The sequence below is a fragment of the Flavobacterium sp. SLB02 genome (genome assembly GCF_009664855.1).
In the GTDB taxonomy this organism is placed as follows: Bacteria; Bacteroidota; Bacteroidia; order Flavobacteriales; family Flavobacteriaceae; genus Flavobacterium.
Window position 1 is genome coordinate 3,513,131 of record NZ_CP045928.1, and the last position, 18,119, is coordinate 3,531,249.

The 18,119-nt window shown below is 32.5% G+C and carries 17 protein-coding genes and 2 pseudogenes; 15 read left to right on the top strand and 4 right to left on the bottom strand.

The features are described from left to right. Window positions 1–51: 51 nt before the first annotated feature. Together GIY83_RS12580 and GIY83_RS12585 are read right to left on the bottom strand one after the other, a co-directional pair. Window positions 52–1,212, bottom strand: a complete 1,161-nt coding sequence (locus tag GIY83_RS12580; RefSeq protein WP_194615448.1) for a hypothetical protein — start codon at window positions 1,210–1,212, stop codon at window positions 52–54. Window positions 1,213–1,377: 165 nt separating this feature from the next. After that, window positions 1,378–1,731 carry a 4Fe-4S dicluster domain-containing protein gene (locus tag GIY83_RS12585; RefSeq protein ID WP_065447848.1) on the bottom strand — a complete coding sequence of 118 codons (354 nt, stop codon included), beginning with the start codon at window positions 1,729–1,731 and terminating at the stop codon, window positions 1,378–1,380. A 136-nt stretch (window positions 1,732–1,867) separates the two neighbouring features. On the opposite strand from GIY83_RS12585, the gene GIY83_RS12590 reads away from it, so the two are divergent. The 7 genes from GIY83_RS12590 to GIY83_RS12620 all read left to right on the top strand — a co-directional run bounded on the left by GIY83_RS12590 (window position 1,868) and on the right by GIY83_RS12620 (window position 7,388). After that, window positions 1,868–2,941 (top strand): acyl-CoA reductase, encoded by a 1,074-nt coding sequence (locus GIY83_RS12590; RefSeq protein WP_208687186.1) that lies wholly within the window; start codon window positions 1,868–1,870, stop codon window positions 2,939–2,941. A 93-nt stretch (window positions 2,942–3,034) separates the two neighbouring features. Continuing rightward, window positions 3,035–4,105: a 3-phosphoserine/phosphohydroxythreonine transaminase gene (gene serC, locus GIY83_RS12595; protein WP_194615446.1), complete on the top strand. Its 1,071-nt coding sequence runs from the start codon at window positions 3,035–3,037 to the stop codon at window positions 4,103–4,105. Window positions 4,106–4,244: 139 nt separating this feature from the next. Beyond that, a complete protein-coding gene (locus GIY83_RS12600) occupies window positions 4,245–5,195 on the top strand; it encodes a D-2-hydroxyacid dehydrogenase (protein ID WP_194615445.1) in 951 nt (316 codons plus the stop codon). Between the two features lie 95 nt (window positions 5,196–5,290). After that, window positions 5,291–5,650 (top strand): hypothetical protein, encoded by a 360-nt coding sequence (locus GIY83_RS12605; RefSeq protein ID WP_208681620.1) that lies wholly within the window; start codon window positions 5,291–5,293, stop codon window positions 5,648–5,650. A gap of 161 nt (window positions 5,651–5,811) precedes the next feature. Beyond that, a complete protein-coding gene (locus GIY83_RS12610; protein ID WP_194615443.1) occupies window positions 5,812–6,375 on the top strand; it encodes a hypothetical protein in 564 nt (187 codons plus the stop codon). A 228-nt stretch (window positions 6,376–6,603) separates the two neighbouring features. Next, a complete protein-coding gene (locus GIY83_RS12615) occupies window positions 6,604–7,053 on the top strand; it encodes a DUF6146 family protein (protein ID WP_194615442.1) in 450 nt (149 codons plus the stop codon). Window positions 7,054–7,085: 32 nt separating this feature from the next. Next, entirely contained in the window at window positions 7,086–7,388 is a 303-nt protein-coding gene (locus tag GIY83_RS12620) for a DUF6787 family protein (protein WP_194615441.1), read from the top strand. A gap of 77 nt (window positions 7,389–7,465) precedes the next feature. Here the strand turns inward: GIY83_RS12620 and GIY83_RS12625 are convergent, their stop codons facing one another. Then, on the bottom strand, window positions 7,466–7,759 hold the full coding sequence (locus GIY83_RS12625; RefSeq protein WP_370514189.1) for a hypothetical protein: 294 nt from the start codon (window positions 7,757–7,759) through the stop codon (window positions 7,466–7,468). A gap of 101 nt (window positions 7,760–7,860) precedes the next feature. Then, window positions 7,861–8,583, bottom strand: coding sequence for a phosphodiester glycosidase family protein (locus GIY83_RS12630; protein ID WP_208681625.1), 723 nt, complete (start codon window positions 8,581–8,583; stop codon window positions 7,861–7,863). Window positions 8,584–8,715: 132 nt separating this feature from the next. Here GIY83_RS12630 and GIY83_RS25115 point away from each other — a divergent pair. The 8 genes and pseudogenes from GIY83_RS25115 to GIY83_RS12665 all read left to right on the top strand — a co-directional run. Next, window positions 8,716–8,928, top strand: a pseudogene (locus tag GIY83_RS25115) (ATP-binding cassette domain-containing protein); the annotation flags it as partial. Between the two features lie 228 nt (window positions 8,929–9,156). Beyond that, window positions 9,157–9,594: pseudogene (locus tag GIY83_RS24930) on the top strand (ABC transporter ATP-binding protein); the annotation flags it as partial. 281 nt (window positions 9,595–9,875) lie between these two features. Then, entirely contained in the window at window positions 9,876–11,294 is a 1,419-nt protein-coding gene (locus tag GIY83_RS12640; protein ID WP_208681629.1) for a hypothetical protein, read from the top strand. Next, the gene (locus GIY83_RS12645; protein ID WP_194615436.1) at window positions 11,291–12,055 is read left to right on the top strand and encodes a TIGR02757 family protein; all 765 of its coding nucleotides are present in this window, start codon (window positions 11,291–11,293) and stop codon (window positions 12,053–12,055) included. The genes GIY83_RS12640 and GIY83_RS12645 overlap by 4 nt, the downstream gene beginning before the upstream one ends. A 71-nt stretch (window positions 12,056–12,126) precedes the next feature. Then, window positions 12,127–13,188 carry a hypothetical protein gene (locus tag GIY83_RS12650; protein ID WP_194615435.1) on the top strand — a complete coding sequence of 354 codons (1,062 nt, stop codon included), beginning with the start codon at window positions 12,127–12,129 and terminating at the stop codon, window positions 13,186–13,188. Continuing rightward, on the top strand, window positions 13,185–14,621 hold the full coding sequence (locus GIY83_RS12655) for a glycosyltransferase family 2 protein (protein WP_208681631.1): 1,437 nt from the start codon (window positions 13,185–13,187) through the stop codon (window positions 14,619–14,621). The genes GIY83_RS12650 and GIY83_RS12655 overlap by 4 nt, the downstream gene beginning before the upstream one ends. A gap of 6 nt (window positions 14,622–14,627) precedes the next feature. Next, window positions 14,628–15,890: a YaiO family outer membrane beta-barrel protein gene (locus GIY83_RS12660; RefSeq protein ID WP_208681633.1), complete on the top strand. Its 1,263-nt coding sequence runs from the start codon at window positions 14,628–14,630 to the stop codon at window positions 15,888–15,890. Between the two features lie 5 nt (window positions 15,891–15,895). After that, window positions 15,896–18,109, top strand: coding sequence for a DUF4838 domain-containing protein (locus tag GIY83_RS12665; protein WP_229029093.1), 2,214 nt, complete (start codon window positions 15,896–15,898; stop codon window positions 18,107–18,109). Window positions 18,110–18,119: the final 10 nt, after the last annotated feature.

An 18,119-nucleotide genomic window follows, 5' to 3' on the forward strand; every position in this document is an offset into this window, starting at 1 on the left:
TCACAAAAAATCCTGAGCGTTAAACTCAGGATTTTTTTTATTTATTAAAGATCATAGCTTAAAATCTAAGGAAGCAATGATTGCTTTTTCTTCATCGGTTGCTGTAAATCCTGAAATATCCCAATAGTTGGTTAAAATTTTATTTTGTTTATTAAAAAGTGTTTTCTCTTTAAAAACATCACTTTCATTATAGGTAAACTTTTGTTTGTTATAACTCGTGGTTATAAAGTTATTTCGAACCTGAATATTCTTAACCTGATCTTTTAAGGTAAGATTATACGCTATTTCTTCATTCGAACTTAACAGGTAATAATCTGAACCATCTAATCTGTAATCTACTTTTACAAAAGATCTGGTGATTTTTTTTGATCCTATAGCCGGTTTCTCTTCGATTTTATCAGGATCTCCCGGGGTAAAAACACACGAGAATTCTACAATAAGCTTTTTTACAGGATCATAAATCACCTCGAAACTATCTGCATCTTTTTTAGATTTATCAAGAGCAGTAATATTCATGACATAATAGTCTTTATTATTAGGATGACCTTTTATAATAAAATCATATTCTTTTTTTGCTTTTGAATCTAAAACGGGATGAAAGTAATTTAGGTTCGAATAATTCTCCATAATATTATTGAGATTATAGCCTCTTAAATCCGCGCTTACATCTGTTTCCAGCAAACCATAAGACCTGTTTTGCTCTACTAATAATGTAGTGGTTGACTTTTTATTTCCTGAAAACTGAAAATTTACCAGTCCGTCATTATAATACGAGTATTTATTATCGAGCATAAAAAACTCTCTCACGTAAACTTTAAGCCGGTAAGGTGTTGTTAGTTTTTCTATTGAATTAGAAACAATTCGTTGAAGTATTTTTTGTGGATTTTCTTTAGATAAGACAATTTCATCTAATTTGTTGTTCTTATTTTTTAGATAAACTACAAATTGATCTTCTTTTAAAGTAGCCCAGCGCAGGGTTAAATTCTCATAATTCATTTCAGAAACCTGAACATTCGAAGCTCCGTTGAGTACAAAAGTAACCTTTCCGTCTTCATTACTTAACAAAACCTGTTTGGTTTTAAGTATAACAACCATTGCGTTTTCTATAGGCAACTGCGTTTCTATATCTTTTACAATGATAGAATATTCTGCATTTTGAGCAAAACTGTTAACACTAAAAAACACAATAAATAAAAATATCAATCTCTTCATAGGCGTTGTTAAATTTTCAACTAAAGTATTAATTTTTTATCAATAAATTAACATTTAAAAAATAAAACCTTAAAAATCAACAAACTACCAAATGTCAAAATTTAAAATATGAGCAAAAAAAATCCTGAGTTGTTACTCAGGATTTATATTTTCTACACTAAAAGTTTATTCATCACCATGTAAAAACGCTTGTCTGTTCAACAAGGTTTCTTCATCTTCTACGTGATTATCGTCTGGCACACAACAATCAACAGGACACACAGCAGCGCATTGAGGTTCATCATGAAAACCTTTACACTCTGTACATTTTCCAGGAACAATATAATATACTTCGTCAGAAATTGGTGTTTGAGCATCATCTGCATCAACTTCAGTTCCGTCCGGTAAAATTATTTTTCCTGAAAGTCTTGTTCCGTCTTTATATCTCCAATCATCAGCGCCTTCATAAATTGCTGTATTTGGGCACTCTGGTTCACAAGCTCCACAGTTTATGCATTCGTCAGTTATAATTATTGCCATCTTGTTCTTGGTTACATGTTAAAAGTTACAGGCTTTGAGTTTAAAATACCAAAGATTTCATTCTGCTTTGCCTTATAACGTAATATAGCTTATTTTTGTGCAAAATTACAATCAAAACAATTCATAAACAAACATTATAACATTAGAAACAAAAAAAAGTGTTTTTGTTGAATTAGGAAAATTTTTAAGTCAGTTTTCCGAAGCAGAAAATACACGAAATGAATCGGTTTTAGGTAATGACTTGTTTTTTGATGATTTTATAAAACTGATCCTTTTATCTCAATCTCATAACGGATGGTATACACCTGAACAAGTATACTTTGCTATAAAATCATGGGCCGCTGCACTGACTGAAGAAAACATTACAAAATGGCTTTCTCAATACGCAACAGAATTTGCCCAGGATGACAAAACTGAAAAAAATGTAGCCTTAATTTTGGCGGGAAATATTCCGCTGGTAGGTTTTCACGATTTTTTATCGGTTCTGGTTACCGGAAATAAAGCTTTAATAAAAACATCTTCGAACGATCAGCATTTACTTCCTTTTTTAGCTAAATATTTGATTTTTGCTGATGAAAGCTTAAAAGATAAGATCACTTTCGTGGAAGGAAAACTGGAAAACTTTGATATCGTAATTGCTACCGGAAGCAATAATACTGCAAGATATTTTGAGTATTATTTTAAAGATAAACCTTCGATCATTCGAAAAAACAGAAATTCGGTTGCAGTTTTAAACGGAAAAGAAACCAAAGAAGATTTAGAAAATTTAGGCGAAGATATTTTCCGTTATTTTGGGTTAGGTTGCCGCAATGTTTCGAAGATTTTTGTGCCAAAAGGATATTCATTTGATGCTTTTTTTGAAGCAATTTTTAAATATCAGGACGTGATTCATTACGAGAAATACGCCAACAATTACGATTACAACAAGGCCGTTTTTTTAATGAGTAATTTTAAATTACTTGATAACGGATTTTTAACAATAAAGGAAGATCCTAGCTACGCCTCTCCTATTTCGAGTGTTTTTTATGAATTTTACGAAAATATAGACGAATTACAAACTCGCCTTGAAGCTGATGCTGAACAAATTCAGTGTATTGTTAGCAACAATTTGATCAAAAATAGTATCCCATTCGGACAAACTCAAAATCCTCAATTGTGGGATTATGCAGATAACGTAGATACTATAACGTTTTTGTTAACAACAAAGTAAAAATATGTTTAATTATTTCGAATAATTTATCGCTTTTTCAGCTCCTATTGCCGAAATTTGCCTCTTTAAAATTTTCGACTTTTAACAACAACCATGAAAAAACACAACTACAGCGCAGGACCAAGTATTTTACCTCAAGAGGTTTTTGAAAAAGCATCAAAAGCTATATTAAATTTTAATGATTCAGGACTTTCTATTCTTGAAATTTCGCACCGAAGTAAAGATTTCGTTGCCGTTATGGATGAAGCTCGTTCCCTTGCTTTAGAGTTATTAGGACTTACAGGAAAAGGATATCAGGCATTATTTTTACAAGGTGGTGCAAGTACCGCTTTCTTGATGGCTCCGTATAATTTATTGAAAGAAGGTGGAAAAGCCGCTTATTTAGATTCCGGAACCTGGGCAACTGCTGCAATAAAAGAAGCAAAATATTTTGGAGAAACTATTGTTGTAGCTTCTTCGAAAGAACAAAATTATAACCATATTCCAAAAGGATACGAAATACCAAGTGATGCTGATTATTTTCACTGTACTAGTAACAATACTATTTTTGGAACTCAAATGAAAGAATTCCCAGCAACTAACATTCCTGTTGTTTGCGATATGAGTTCTGATATTTTTTCACGCAATTTAGATTTCTCTAAATTTGATTTAATCTACGCCGGAGCTCAAAAAAATATGGGTCCTGCAGGAACTACTTTGGTAGTAATCAAAGAAGATATCTTAGAGAAAAACGGAAGAACTATCCCAAGTATGTTAGATTATGCTAAACATATTAAAGCAGAAAGTATGTACAATACTCCTCCTGTTTTTGCTGTTTATGTATCATTACTAACTTTACAATGGATTAAAGAAAAAGGAGGAATTGCTGCTGTTGAGAAATTAAACGACGCAAAAGCTGATTTACTTTATGCTGAAATAGACAGAAACCCATTATTTAAAGGTGCTGCAGCGGTAGAAGATCGTTCTAAAATGAATGTTACTTTCTTATTAAACAACGCTGATCATACAGAAACTTTTGATGCTTTATGGAAAGCTGCAGGAATTTCAGGATTGCCAGGACACCGTTCTGTAGGTGGTTACAGAGCTTCTATTTACAACGCTATGCCTATCGAAAGTGTTCAGGTTTTAGTAGATGTAATGAAAGCTTTGGAAGCTAAAGTTTAATTTTTTTCGGTTAATCGTTAATTTGTTTAACTGTTTAATCGTCAAAAAATGCTTCCTTTAAAATATCAAAAAAGAAAAATCAAATAGCTGGTTTATCGATTAAACAATTAAACGATTAGCCAAATAAACAATAAATACAATGAAAGTATTAGCAAATGACGGAATTTCTAAAAGTGGAATTCTAGCCTTAGAAAAAGGTGGATTTGAAGTTATAACTACAAAAGTAGCTCAGGAACAAGTAGCTAATTTTGTGAATGAAAATAATGTTGACGTAGTTTTAGTGCGTAGTGCAACTAAAGTTCGTAAAGATATTATCGATGCTTGCCCAGGACTTAAAATTATTGGTCGTGGTGGTGTTGGTATGGATAATATTGATGTTGATTATGCAAAAAGCAAAGGAATTCACGTAATTAATACACCGGCTTCATCATCAGAATCTGTTGCTGAATTGGTATTTGGACACTTGTTTTCTGGTGTTCGTTTCTTACATGATTCTAATAGAAACATGCCTCTTGAAGGGGATTCGAACTTTGATGGTTTGAAAAAAGCATATGCAAATGGAACTGAATTAAGAGGAAAGACTCTAGGTATTGTTGGTATTGGTCGTATCGGACAAGCTACAGCAAAGATGGCTCTTGGTTTAGGAATGAAAGTAATTGCTGCAGATAGTTTTATTCCGTCTGTAGATGTAAAAGTGGAGTTTTTTGATGGTCAGTCAATCACTACAACTATCGTTTCTCAATCATTAGAATCTTTGTTTAAAGAAGCTGATTTCATTACATTACACGTTCCTGCTCAGGATGGTTACATCATTGGAGAAAAAGAACTGGCAATCATGAAAGATGGTGTTGGAATCGTAAACTGTGCTCGAGGTGGTGTTATCGATGAAGTTGCTTTAGTAAAAGCTTTAGATTCTGGAAAAGTTGCTTTTGCAGGTTTAGACGTTTTTGAAAGCGAACCAAAACCAGAAATGGCAATCTTAATGCATACTAAAATCTCTTTGACTCCGCACATTGGTGCTGCAACCGGAGAGGCTCAAGACAGAATTGGTACAGAATTGGCTTCACAAATCATTACCTTGTTGAGCTAAATAAAATAGATCAAATTAATTAAAGGGATTTACTGCTTAACCGTAGTAAATCCCTTTTCTTTTTTTCTAATTTTGCCGTTTAATTAAACTATAATATGGAGACTGCCAAAAATAACTCCGGACGTAAGTGGATCTTTCGTTTGATAGTACTTACAGCTGCAATTGCATTATTCTGTACTTATATCTTTGGAAATATATTTTTGCTTGTTATCGAAAAAAAATATTTTATCCCGGAGCAATCTTCTATTTTTACTTTTAATGAAACGGTACATAATGACGGCTCAAGTGACGTATGGAGGTATGGAGAAGATCACAGCAATTATTATTTCAATCTAAGTACATTAAATAATGACGTGCTATTTTTTCCTAAAAAGAACATTGCTAATTGTCCCGGATTTAATCCTGAGGATATCACTACCTGGTGCAACGTGAAAGTACCCAATACTAAACCATAACATTGACTTTAAGTTAAAGCGATATAAGAGTTTGAGTAATTTCTTAAATTTGTTGAACTAAGTAATTAAAAAATAGATTAACTTTAGAGGTATTTATTATTATTTTGTAGTAAATACCTTTCTTTTTATTAAATTTGTCGTCTAATCTAAATCTAAACATTATGTTTGAACAATTAACTCAATTAGTACAACAATACGGAGGCAATGCCGTAGTAAACAACTCTGCTGTTCCTAATGAGCACAACGAGGCTGTAATAAACGAAACAAGCACTTCGATTTTTGAAGGACTTAAAAAAATTGCTTCAGAAGGTGGTGGAGAACAACTTGCCGGTTTATTTAGCGGTAAATCTTCTATAGACAGTTCAAACCCTGTTGTACAGCAAATAACACAGCAATTGTCAGGAAGTCTTGGGCAAAAATTTGGATTGAGCAGTGATGCTTCTTCAGGGGTTGCAGCAAGTATGATTCCGCAAATACTAAGTTCTTTGGTTAATAAAGCGAAAGATCCTAATGACAGTAGTTTTCAGATTTCTGATATCATTGGTTCTCTTACCGGAAATAGCGGTCAGGCTTCCGGGATCATGGAAACAATTAATAAATACGGAATGCAGTTTGGTTTAGATCAAAACAATGACGGAAAGGTAGATGTAACGGATGTTCTTGTAGTCACTAAAAGCAAAGGCGGAATTGCAGGATTTATTGGTAAATTGTTTGGAAGTAAATAAAAGTTGCTGAGTCGCTAAGATACTAAGTTGCTGAGCCTAAAAATATAAAAAAAAGCTGTTTACTTGATGTAAGCAGCTTTTTTTTCTTTTCATTGTAAGAATGGCAAAGGTTTTGATATTCTAACTTTTAAATAAATTTAAATCTGCAATTACTAATTATAAACTGTTGTTAAATAGCAATATAGTTGATTGATATCTTTGTAAATTTAAGTTTCAAACTAAAAAGTTATGAAAAATTACCTCTACATCTTTATCCTTTTATTTACGATTATTGCTTGTTCTACTACTTCAAAAAATAATATTGTAACCAATACTACTCATCCTGGGCATACTCCAAAAGTTGCTATAAATGATACCGTAAGAATTGCAAATGATTCTCTAGAATATGAAGTTATTATTATCGATAATGGTTTTAGCACCTGGCTGGCTGCAACGGCGCTTCCGCGTAATTATTACTCTTTATCATATCTTGAAAACAAGAACAATTTATATGTAAATGAATGGAATAATCGTGTTTTGCAACCGCAGCGTTATAGCCCCAATTTATACGAAATGAGAATCGATTATCAGCCAAATATTCATTACGGATACGAAGTAAATTACCTGATTTATAATTATATGATTTATTTTCAAAATACATACAAACAAAAGCTTTCAGGGTATGTTCCTATAAGATAATGTTCTTATATTTGTAATTATTGCAAATAAAAATGAATCGATTAAAGAAACGTTGGGGTATTACCTCAAATCTACAAGCCATAATTATATTGATTGTTTTTGCCATCACAGGATCGGCATCTGCATGGTTGTCTAAACCTTTTTGCGTTGTACTGGGCATCACCAAAGAAGATTTTGGCGGATGGTTTACTTTAATCCGGTTATTGATTATTTTCCCTATCTATCAGGTTTTACTCGTTGCAATAGGAACTATTTTTGGTCAATTCCGTTTTTTCTGGAACTTCGAAAAGAAAATGCTAAAAAACATGGGACTCGGATTTTTATTTAAAGATTAATTTCACCATCTCATTAAAATAAAAAAAAATGGCAACTTTTAAGGTTGCCATTTTTCATTTATAAAATTGTTAGAATTTTAGTCTTCTCCTTTTTGAAAATAGTAAGTATAAATCCACGTTAGTGTAAACGACGGGATTATATCTGTAAACGGCAATGCTTCTTCTATAAATGTTAACACACTTGCCACTCTACCTACTCTGCCTTTGTACATCTTGGTCATAATAAATGCCGCAACGGGCGCCCAAATTACATCTGAGAATTCTCCAATCAAGGGAATCGAAAAGGATATCATTCCAACGCCGTCCAAGAGCAAACCCAAAAGGAGTTTTCTGGTTCTGTCGCCTTCGTTTATTGTTTTTACTTCCTGCATTTTCATTTCATTTAGATATTATTCGAATTTATAAAGAATTGAGTCAATTGAACTTATTTATTAGTACAATTTTATTTCTTAATTCCCATATAATAAACCCCTTAATTATTCTTTTTTTCTGTTACTGCAAATAACGCACCAAAATTTCCATCGGTCTGAATCCAATTTTCTGATGGAGCATAAGCACGTGATACAAATCCGTCGAGATACAAAGCATTTTTACAGCCTAAACTTTTAAAATAATGGGCAAAATCATAAAAATTTATCTCTTTTTTCGACAATACAAAAATCACTTTCCCATCAGGCAGAATTCCAACACCGTTTCGAATGTTTAGATTACTTGATCCCTTTGTAAGGTCCGGATGAATTTTTCCATCAATAACTAACATTGGACCGGATTGTGTAGCATATTGAATTTTTCCATCATTACGAAAATCTTCTGTTTTACAAATTCCTGCAATTTTTCTTGTTAGATAAAAAACACCATTCGGTTTTAGATAGAAATTACCAGCTGCTTTTAAGGTATCCAAAGCAACCAGAACCTTTTGTTTTTCGATATAAAGTCCTTGTGGCGAATTATCTTTTTTATACATTCCGCCATTCATGGCAAATTTCAGCGTCAACTTGTTTTTTTCTATCCAAAGTTTCAGGTTCTGGATACTTCCAAAATTCTCATCCTTATTATTCTTCCAATATAGTTTTAAATCTTCCTTTTTAAGATCGACTTTATAGACCAAAAATGAATCATCAGCATATATTTTGGCATCAATAAACAGTCCAAGAAGTACAATTATCAAAACTAATAACCCAATTTTTGTTTTCATCCCTCTAAATAATTTCTAATAAATGTAGCATAAAATTTCAATACCTATTTAAATAGCTTTCTTCTTAAAATTCTGTTACAACCCATTTTTATATCGGCAGAATCTTTGTTTCTTTGTAAAAACAGTTTCAAAATGATTCACGCAAAAAATATACATAAGTTCTACGATAAATTAGAGGTTCTAAAAGGAGTCGATTTGCACATCAAAAAAGGAGAAATTGTTTCTATTGTTGGTGCTTCAGGTGCCGGAAAAACAACCCTTTTACAAATTTTAGGAACACTGGACAAACCAGAAATAAACACCGAATCGTCTCTGACTATAAACGGAGAAAATGTATTGAAATTACAGGATGTAGAAACTGACAATTCTAAGCAAGAAAAAATATTCAGATTAATTTCCTGGATAGGCGGCATTTATACTGTATGCTTAGTTGCCTTTTTATTATTCTTTAAGCTTACCATATTTGACGATATTTTTAGATACATTACCATTGCTGCTTTATTACTGCCTCTTTTGGTGTTAGCTATTTATATGAATCGCTATTTTAAAAAGAAAAGCAAGCAAGACAAAATATTATCTAATTTCAGAAATTTAAATCTTGGTTTCATTTTTCAATTTCATCAATTATTACCTGAATTTACCGCTTTAGAAAATGTTTGTATCCCTGCATTTATGGCTAACAAACCAAAAGCCGAAACTGAAAAAGAAGCCAAAAGAATCTTAGAATATTTAGGTCTATCGCACAGAATACATCATAAACCCAACGAACTTTCGGGCGGAGAACAACAAAGGGTTGCCGTAGCGAGAGCTTTAATCAACAAACCCGATGTTATTTTTGCCGATGAACCTTCGGGAAACCTTGACACACATTCTGCGGAAAACCTGCATCAGTTATTCTTCCAGCTTCGTGATGAATTTGGGCAGACTTTTGTAATTGTAACACATAATGAGGAATTGGCAAATATGGCCGATAGAAAATTGGTAATGTCTGATGGACAAATTATTTCTTAATTATGATTTTAATTGTAATAAGTTGGTTTTATATCCTTTTTGCCACAATTAATTTAGGTTTTCTAACAGATAGAATATTACAGCTAAAAAATCAAAATTTTGCAATCACATCGATTCTCGGTCTATTTGGGACAACTATAATTGCAAGTATTTGGGCCATTTTTGGTAGAATAAATATTGAATTTCATGTTTTTTTACTCTTATTAAATATCTTTATTTCTTTTCTATTTAAAAACAAAATCATAGCAATTTATCAACTAGTTCTATCTGAATTTAAGGAATTGCAAAACATTCTAAAAATTGTTTTTGTTATAACCAGTTTGTTAATAATTGCACAATGTTCTTCAATTCCTTTTATTATAGACAACGAATCGTACTACATTCAAACTATAAAATGGATTAATGAATATGGTTTTGTAAAAGGACTTGCTAATTTACACCTCTTTTTAGGGCAAACTAGTGGTTGGCACGTTACTCAAAGTGTTTTTAATTTTTCTTTCTTATACAAAAATTTTAATGACCTAAGCGGTTTCTGTCTTTTGCTTGGAACGTTTTTTTCAATTCAAAAATTAAATGAATTCTTCACCAACAATAATAGAAATTATCTTGTTGCAGGATTGCTTCCTTTATTCAACATATTTCTATTTCAATTTATAAGCGCTCCTTCTCCAGATGTTCCAGTTTATGTTTTTTCAATAGTACTTTTCTTTTACTTTTTAGAAAACTTTAAAAAACCAACACCCGAAGTATTTAATCTAATTGTAATTTTAGTTCTTTTTTTGATTTACATCAAAAACACCATGTTAACTTTTGGGATAATTCCTCTTATTTTATTGACTTTACATTTTAAACTGCTTTCGAAAAAATTATTAAAACCCATATTACTGGCAATTTTAATTATCTCGCTTTTTATCATAAAAAATATGATTGTTTGTGGATCACCCATTTTCCCGTCTAAAGGTTTTAATAGTTTATCAACGGCTTATGGTATTCCGGATGCTATCGAAAATTTTTATTATGACTCCATTAAGCATTTTGGTTACTCTGTTACTGCTGAGCATTATAATTCGATGTCACCTTTTAGTTTGTTTTTAAAATGGTTGACACTTCCAAAACTTCATGGTCTATTCAATTCGTTAAGTATTTTTCTGATCGTTTTTGTTCCATTTTTTATCTATAAATTTCAAAATAAAAAAAGTCTCTGGATACTTTATATTGTGATGGTTTTACAATTGGTTTTGCTTTTTATGACATCACCGCAATATCGTTTTTTCATGAATTTTATACTATTCTTTTCTCTTTTTTGTTTCGCTTGCCTGATTCAGAATAAGAAAACAATCAACTCATTATTGACTCTATCATTGATCCCTGTTTTTATTGTATTATTCTTTCCTTTAAACTTCAATAGCTTTTCTAATAATCCTTTTATGCGAAAATCTAGTAATTTCTCGTTTAGCAATATTGTCTTCCCGTATAAAAACACAAAAAGCAACACTGCTTTTATTACTCTTAAGCTTGGAAATCTTAATTACGACTCACCTGTAAATAATGATTTCTTTTGGGGAAATGGAGATGGTGTTTTACCTTGCGTAAATAAAGATCAAATAGAGTACTTTAAAAAACATTTCAACACAATCCCTCAAATGCGTACAAACGATTTAAAAGATGGTTTCTACGCTAAAGACCTTTCGAAAAAATGACCCAAAAAGAACTCAAAGAATTTCTCGACCAAAAAGTCATTCAATATAACAATCAGGATTTCATTGATAGCGATCCTGTACAAATTCCCCATTTGTTCTCTCAAAAAGAAGACATCGAAATTGCCGGTTTCTTAAGCGCCACAATTGCTTGGGGAAATCGTAAGATGATCATCAAAAACTCGCATCAAATGATGGAATTAATGGGTAATACACCTTATGATTTTGTCATGTCGCATTCTGATGATGATCTAACCCGTCTTGAAGATTTCGTTCACCGTACTTTCAACGGAAAAGATTTTGGCGGTTTTATAAAAGGATTGCAACATATTTACAAAAATCATGGTGGCTTAGAAGCTGTTTTTGCAAAACATCAGGAAAAAGATAGTTTGCAGAAAAGTATTCATGAATTCAAAAAAATATTTTTCGAAATCGATCATTTGCCCCGAACTCAAAAACACATTTCGGATCCGCTGAATAATTCGGCAGCAAAAAGAATCAACATGTACCTGCGCTGGATGGTTCGCCAGGACACAAAAGGCGTCGATTTAGGTATTTGGAAAACCATTTCACCTTCTTTATTATCTTGTCCGCTTGACGTTCATTCGGGAAATGTTGCCCGAAAATTAGGCATTCTGACCCGAAAACAAAACGACGCAAAAGCCCTGAACGAATTAGATCTTAAACTTAGAAAAATGGATGCTCAGGATCCTGTAAAGTATGATTTTGCTTTATTTGGATTGGGCGTTTTTGAAGGGTTTTAACCCCAACAGCTTCCTTTTTCATTAGCTTTATTGCGTTTTTTTTCGTAATATTACATATAAAGTTATGTGATATGGAACATTTTATAGGTTATATAAAACATTACGCCATTCCTTTATTTGTATTTACAAGTTTATCTCTGGCGCTGGCTTTAATACTAAAAAGAATTCATTACCAGTACACATTACCCTACAGACATCTTATAATACGAAAGTCTGAAATTTTCCTAACAGAGATTACCTTATCAAAACCGGATAAAAATACTTTAAAATATAAAATCGCGAAGTTCAAATCAGAAATTCCGATACACAGAACCTGGTGCAAAAATATGCTTATAGAGGATATGATCCGGATGAAAAGCAACTTGAAAGGGAAAACTGCTAAAAACATTTTACTCATTTACAAACAACTGGATCTCAATCATTATTCGGCAAGTTTAATTCGGGATTTCAGGAAATATAAAAAACGGGAAGGAATTTATCATTTTCAGGCATTAAAATACAAGCCTGGAATTTCACTTCTAAAAAAATATTTATTCCATCCGGATAAAATTATTCGATCAAATGCTAATATTGCTTATCTGGCTTTATCAAAAGGCGATTGGCAGGTTGTAAATAAATTACCTATTAAAGCCTCTCTTATCACGACCATAAAGGTAATGGACGTTTTACATTCAGAAAAAATACCAATTCCGCCCGACATAGATCTTTGGATACAATCTGAAAATCCAACCATTCTAAAATTGGCTGTTATGACAATGGTTTTTTACAACTATAGAAACAAATCAGCAGAAATAATCAGACTCTTACATCACGAAGATAAAAACTTACGTACAGATGTTATTATTGCCATTCGCGATCTTTATCTTTTTGAAGCCGAAGTCGAATTACTAACCTTACTTGAAACCGAAACCTTAGAAATTCAACTTGAAATTCTGGAAGCACTATCAGCAATAGGTTCAGAAAAAACCATTGACTACTTAAACATTCAAATAAAAAAAGAAGAAATAAAAGATCTCAAACTTCAAATGGTTTGCTGCTTAAACAATATTGATCCGACAGGACTTAATATATTAGGAACACAAGATTCTGATACACAAAAAATGATCAATCACATTAGAACACGACAATTATGATTCATGATTTTCTATCACATCTTATTCGTGGTTATGATCTTTTTATAGCCTGGTTTTCTATGGGATATATTTTTTTTTACATCTTCCTTTCGATATTATCGTATTGGGCCATCATAAAACATTTAAAATATCAAAAATACTTAGACGAAGAAGTTTTACTTCGCTCCAATCATATTTTAGGCGTTTCGATCGTGGCTCCGGCTTTTAACGAAGGTGTCAATATTGTTTATAATGTAAAATCCTTGCTTTCATTAACCTATCCAAAATACGAAATCATTATTGTTAATGACGGCAGTACAGATGATACTCTGGAAAAATTAATAGCCGAATTCGATTTGGTTAAAATTGATTTCTATTATCAGGAAAAAATCGTAACACAACCTGTTCGCGGGCACTATAAATCGACAAATCCCGTTTATTCAAAGTTATTGATTGTCGATAAAGTAAACGGAAAAAGCAAAGCCGATGCCTCAAATGCAGGAATCAACTCCTCTCAGTATCCCTTGTTTTTATGTACAGATGTTGATTGTATTTTAAAAAGAGATACGATTTTGAAACTGGCAAAACCATTCATGGAAAATGAAACCCGCGTCATTGCCTGTGGCGCCGGAATCAGGATTTCGAATTCCTGCCAGATAAAAGAAGGTTTCTTATTTAAAGTGCATTATCCTAAAGAATGGTATCCGCGTTTTCAGGAATTAGAGTATGTACGTTCGTTTTTATTTGGACGAATGGCCTGGAGTCAAATCAACGGTTTACTGCTGGTTTCCGGAGGTCTCGGAATGTTCGATAAAGATATCGTAATAAAAGCCGGAGGATATTGGCACAAATCTTTGGGAGAAGACATAGAATTGGTCACCCGAATGAGAAGGTACATGCATGACAATAAAGAAAAGTTTTTAATAAAATACATTCCTGAATCGCTTTGCTGGACTGAAGTTCCAGATACAAGAGAAGTGTTTTTAAGACAACGCATACGCTGGGCAAGAGGATTGGTACAAACGTTGTATTTACACAGGGAAATGTTTCTGAACCCCAAATATGGCCGGACAGCTTTTTTGGTTTTACCTTTCTTTTTTAGTTTCGAATTTTTAGTTCCAATTATTGAATTTATAGGTGTAATAACCCTGATCTCCAGTTTTGTGTTTAATATTATCGATTATCAATATCTATTTATTATAAGTCTGCTGGTCTATTTATTTTATCTCTCGATTACAATAATATCGATATTAATCGATGAAATTTTATATAAAAGTTATGCCAATTACAAAGAATTACTAATCCTAATTGGTATGGCTGCGATTGAACCTTTTGTATATCACCCTATCACGGTTTATGCATCATTAAAAGGGTATTGGCTTTTCTTTCGAAAAAAAGAACAAAACTGGGGTGTTATGGTTCGAAAAGGATATGAAACCCCAACTAAAAAATAATTGATAATGAAAAACCTTAAAACGTTACATACAATTGTACTGATTTTTTGCGTGTTTTTATTTTCTCACCAAAATACTAACGCACAAAAAATTGACACTGACAGTCTTTTGACCGTGATAATAAAAGACATGAAAAGTGCGCGTGCTAATTATAAACTCAATGTTGAGAGAGGGTTATTAGGTAAAAAATTAGCGCCCGATTATATCGATTTTCATTTGGCTTTGGGCAGAAATTACGATTTACTAAAAGTAGAAGACAGTGCCCGATTTTATTATAATTATGTCATTGAGAAAAACCCGAGATACGAAGACGCTTTTCTTTATCTGATTAATATGGATTTAGAAGATAAAAATTACAACGAAGCTTTAGATTTAACTCATAAAGCAATTGAATTATTTCCAGAGAACAGAATTTTCAGACTTAAGCGAATTGCAATTTATTCTTTACAAAATGATACTCAGAATGAGGCTAAATATCTTAAATCTATCCGTACAAAATACCCTAATGATGCCGATATAGAACAGCGCCTTTATGCCTTATATTCTAAAACAAATATGGATCGTGTTGGAGCATATTACAATATTACCACGATTGATCGTAAGGGAGTTGGTCCGTGGCATTTAGCCAGTGCCGATTATATGAGACAGCGTACCTGGGGAAGTTTGATTGGAAGGGTAAGTTATGCCAAAAGACTTTCCTCAGATTTGGTACAGGCCAGCGGACTTCAGTTTGAAGTTGAATCGTATCTGTATGCCAAAAGAAATAATTATTCTTATCTTGATGTTGCCTATAGTAAAGACAGCGCTTTTCCGGAATGGCGATTAGGCTATTCTTACTTTCATAATTTTAAAAAAGGCTGGGAAGCTGATTTAGGCGTTCGTTATATTACTATGCAGGATAACAGCAATTTAAAAACATTAAATATCGGGGTCGGAAAATATTTTGGTTCGTATTGGGTTAATTTAAGATCCTATATTCAAAAAGACAGTCCCTCATTTACATTCAGCTCCCGATATTATTATAAAACAAAATTTGATTATATCACCCTGATAGCCGGTTATGGAACTTCTCCGGATGATCGAACAAGAGCGACAGAATACGATACCAGAATGTCTTTAAAATCTTATCGACTTAGCGCAGGTTATTACAGATTAATAAAAAACCGTTATGTTTTTGGTTTGCTAATTACAGATAATGAACAAGAATACACAAAAAACGGATTTCAAACTGAACTTGATTTTGCCGTTATATTACAATACAAATTTTAAATCTCATGAAAAAAAAGCAATTCATATATTTTCAACTTTTCTTTTTTTTCCTATTTAGCTTCAATATGATGGCACAATCTGAAATTATAATATCCGATAAAAACAGGATTATTTCCGCTTCTGAAAATGCTCAGTCAGCGGCTAAAATTCTAAAATATTATCTGGATAAAGCTTTTTCAAAACCATTTGAAATTACATCAGAAAGCAAAAAAGAAAATAATGCATCTGAAATAATTTTATCGATATCAGCAAATAAAAAACTAAAACCGAATGAATTTATTATCAAAAGCGATTCAAAATCAATTTATTTAATTGCTTCAAATCAAAAATACCTGAGTTACGCCGTTTATACTTTACTGGAAATTTGGGAGTTTAGAAAATTTACCGCTTCAGAAAACTATATCCCGAAAGTGACACAGCTTACTTTTGCTAAAAATACCAATAAAACTCATCAGCCATCATTTGATTACCGGGCACTTTTATATCCGGACTGTTATGACACAGATTTTAGAGACTGGCATAAACTAGATTGGCAGGTTGACGATTTTGGCATTTGGGGACATTCGTTTAGTGTTTTGGTTCCGGCAAAAGAGTATTTTAAAACCAACCCTAAACTTTTTGCTTTATACGAAGGCGAAAGAAATACCGAATCGTTATGCATGAGCAATGACACGGTTGTAGATTTGATAGAGAAAAAAATGGCAAAAATTATTGCTAAAAAACCAAATGCTCAATTTTATTCAGTAAGTCAAAATGACGATGTGGTGTATTGCGAATGTACTCAATGTAAGGCTTTAAATAAAAAATACGGCGGTCCTCAGGGTTCATTTTATTATTTTTTGAATAAAATTGCAGCGCATTTTCCTAAAACAAAAATTACCACCCTCGCCTATCTTCATACCTTCAAACCTCCGGTTAATCTAAAGATAGAACCTAATATTTACACTATTTTTTGCCCGATTGAATTGAATCGGGCAAAAACAATTACCGCCGAAAATGCTTCGTGGTTTGTAAAAACATTAGAAAACTGGAGCATTACTTCACAGCATTTATTTCTATGGGATTATACCGTGCAGTTTTCTAATTATATGTCGCCTTTTCCTAATTTCGAATCCTTCCAGGGCAATTATAAACTCTTTAAAAAAAATAAGGTAAAAGGAATATTCGCTCAGGGCTACTCAGACCTTCCAGGAGATTTCTCAGAATTAAGGCAATATCTTTTAGCTAAATTAATGTGGGATACTGATATTAATACCGAAGCTGTAACTGCTGACTTTCTCCGTGGTTTTTATGGGAAAGCGGCGCCTTTTGTTAGTAAATACTTGAATCTTCTGGAAGCCAATCAAAAGAAAAGCAATGCTTATTTAGATATTTATTCGAGCCCTGTTGATGCCCGAAATACGTTTCTAACCCCCGTAGCAATGGATCAGTACGATCAATTATTAGAACAAGCTTTAAGTGCTGTCGAAAATGATTCGGTTTTAAGTTCCCGAATTCAAAAATTACGATTGGCTTTGGAGTACGTCTATTTTGAACAGGCTAAGTTTTACGGAAAAAACCAACATGGAATGTTTACCGTAAATTCTAAAGGAGAGAAAGAAGTACAACAAGGCTTGACAGAAAGAGTTTTGAAATTTTCGAAAGCCTGCAATCAATTTGGCATTTACGAACTCAGCGAAGGCGGACTTTCACCGGATAATTATTATAAAGAATGGCTGGAAATTTGCAAAAACTCCGTAACGCATTTGGGTGAAGATCTAAAAGTGAATCTTATCACACAGCCTTCAGACGAATTTAAAGGTAAAGGAGGTTATGGTTTAGTGGATGGAAACAGAGGTTATAAAGATTTCAATAGTAACTGGATTGGTTGGTACGAAAATAACCCTGAAATTGAAATCGAAACAAAGAAATTAGATTTCAATAGCTTAATATTAAATTTCCTCAACGATCAAAGGCATTGGATTTTTTTACCTAAAAAAATAAAAGTGTACGGTTTTAAAGATCAGAAATGGAATCTTCTACAAGAAAAAATTTGTGACAATTTAACAGAAGACTTTGAAATTACAACAAAATCATGGGAATTTGAAGATCAAAGCTTTAGTAGTTTTGCCATGATTAAGATCATTGTAGAAAACCAGACTGCAGTACCCAAGTGGAGGAAAAGAAAAAACAAAAAACCAATGGTAATGCTGGACGAAATAGAATTATATAAAAAATGAAAATCAAAAC

Coding starts and splice junctions, on each gene's coding strand:
- GIY83_RS12600 (WP_194615445.1), top strand. CDS start 4,245: ATGAAAGTATTAGCAAATGACGGAATTTCTAAAAGTGGAATTCTAGCC.
- GIY83_RS12645 (WP_194615436.1), top strand. CDS start 11,291: ATGACCCAAAAAGAACTCAAAGAATTTCTCGACCAAAAAGTCATTCAA.
- GIY83_RS12620 (WP_194615441.1), top strand. CDS start 7,086: ATGAATCGATTAAAGAAACGTTGGGGTATTACCTCAAATCTACAAGCC.
- GIY83_RS12625 (WP_370514189.1), bottom strand. CDS start 7,759: ATGCAGGAAGTAAAAACAATAAACGAAGGCGACAGAACCAGAAAACTC.
- serC (WP_194615446.1), top strand. CDS start 3,035: ATGAAAAAACACAACTACAGCGCAGGACCAAGTATTTTACCTCAAGAG.
- GIY83_RS12605 (WP_208681620.1), top strand. CDS start 5,291: ATGGAGACTGCCAAAAATAACTCCGGACGTAAGTGGATCTTTCGTTTG.
- GIY83_RS12665 (WP_229029093.1), top strand. CDS start 15,896: ATGAAAAAAAAGCAATTCATATATTTTCAACTTTTCTTTTTTTTCCTA.
- GIY83_RS12580 (WP_194615448.1), bottom strand. CDS start 1,212: ATGAAGAGATTGATATTTTTATTTATTGTGTTTTTTAGTGTTAACAGT.
- GIY83_RS12650 (WP_194615435.1), top strand. CDS start 12,127: ATGGAACATTTTATAGGTTATATAAAACATTACGCCATTCCTTTATTT.
- GIY83_RS12660 (WP_208681633.1), top strand. CDS start 14,628: ATGAAAAACCTTAAAACGTTACATACAATTGTACTGATTTTTTGCGTG.
- GIY83_RS12610 (WP_194615443.1), top strand. CDS start 5,812: ATGTTTGAACAATTAACTCAATTAGTACAACAATACGGAGGCAATGCC.
- GIY83_RS12615 (WP_194615442.1), top strand. CDS start 6,604: ATGAAAAATTACCTCTACATCTTTATCCTTTTATTTACGATTATTGCT.
- GIY83_RS12655 (WP_208681631.1), top strand. CDS start 13,185: ATGATTCATGATTTTCTATCACATCTTATTCGTGGTTATGATCTTTTT.
- GIY83_RS12585 (WP_065447848.1), bottom strand. CDS start 1,731: ATGGCAATAATTATAACTGACGAATGCATAAACTGTGGAGCTTGTGAA.
- GIY83_RS12630 (WP_208681625.1), bottom strand. CDS start 8,583: ATGAAAACAAAAATTGGGTTATTAGTTTTGATAATTGTACTTCTTGGA.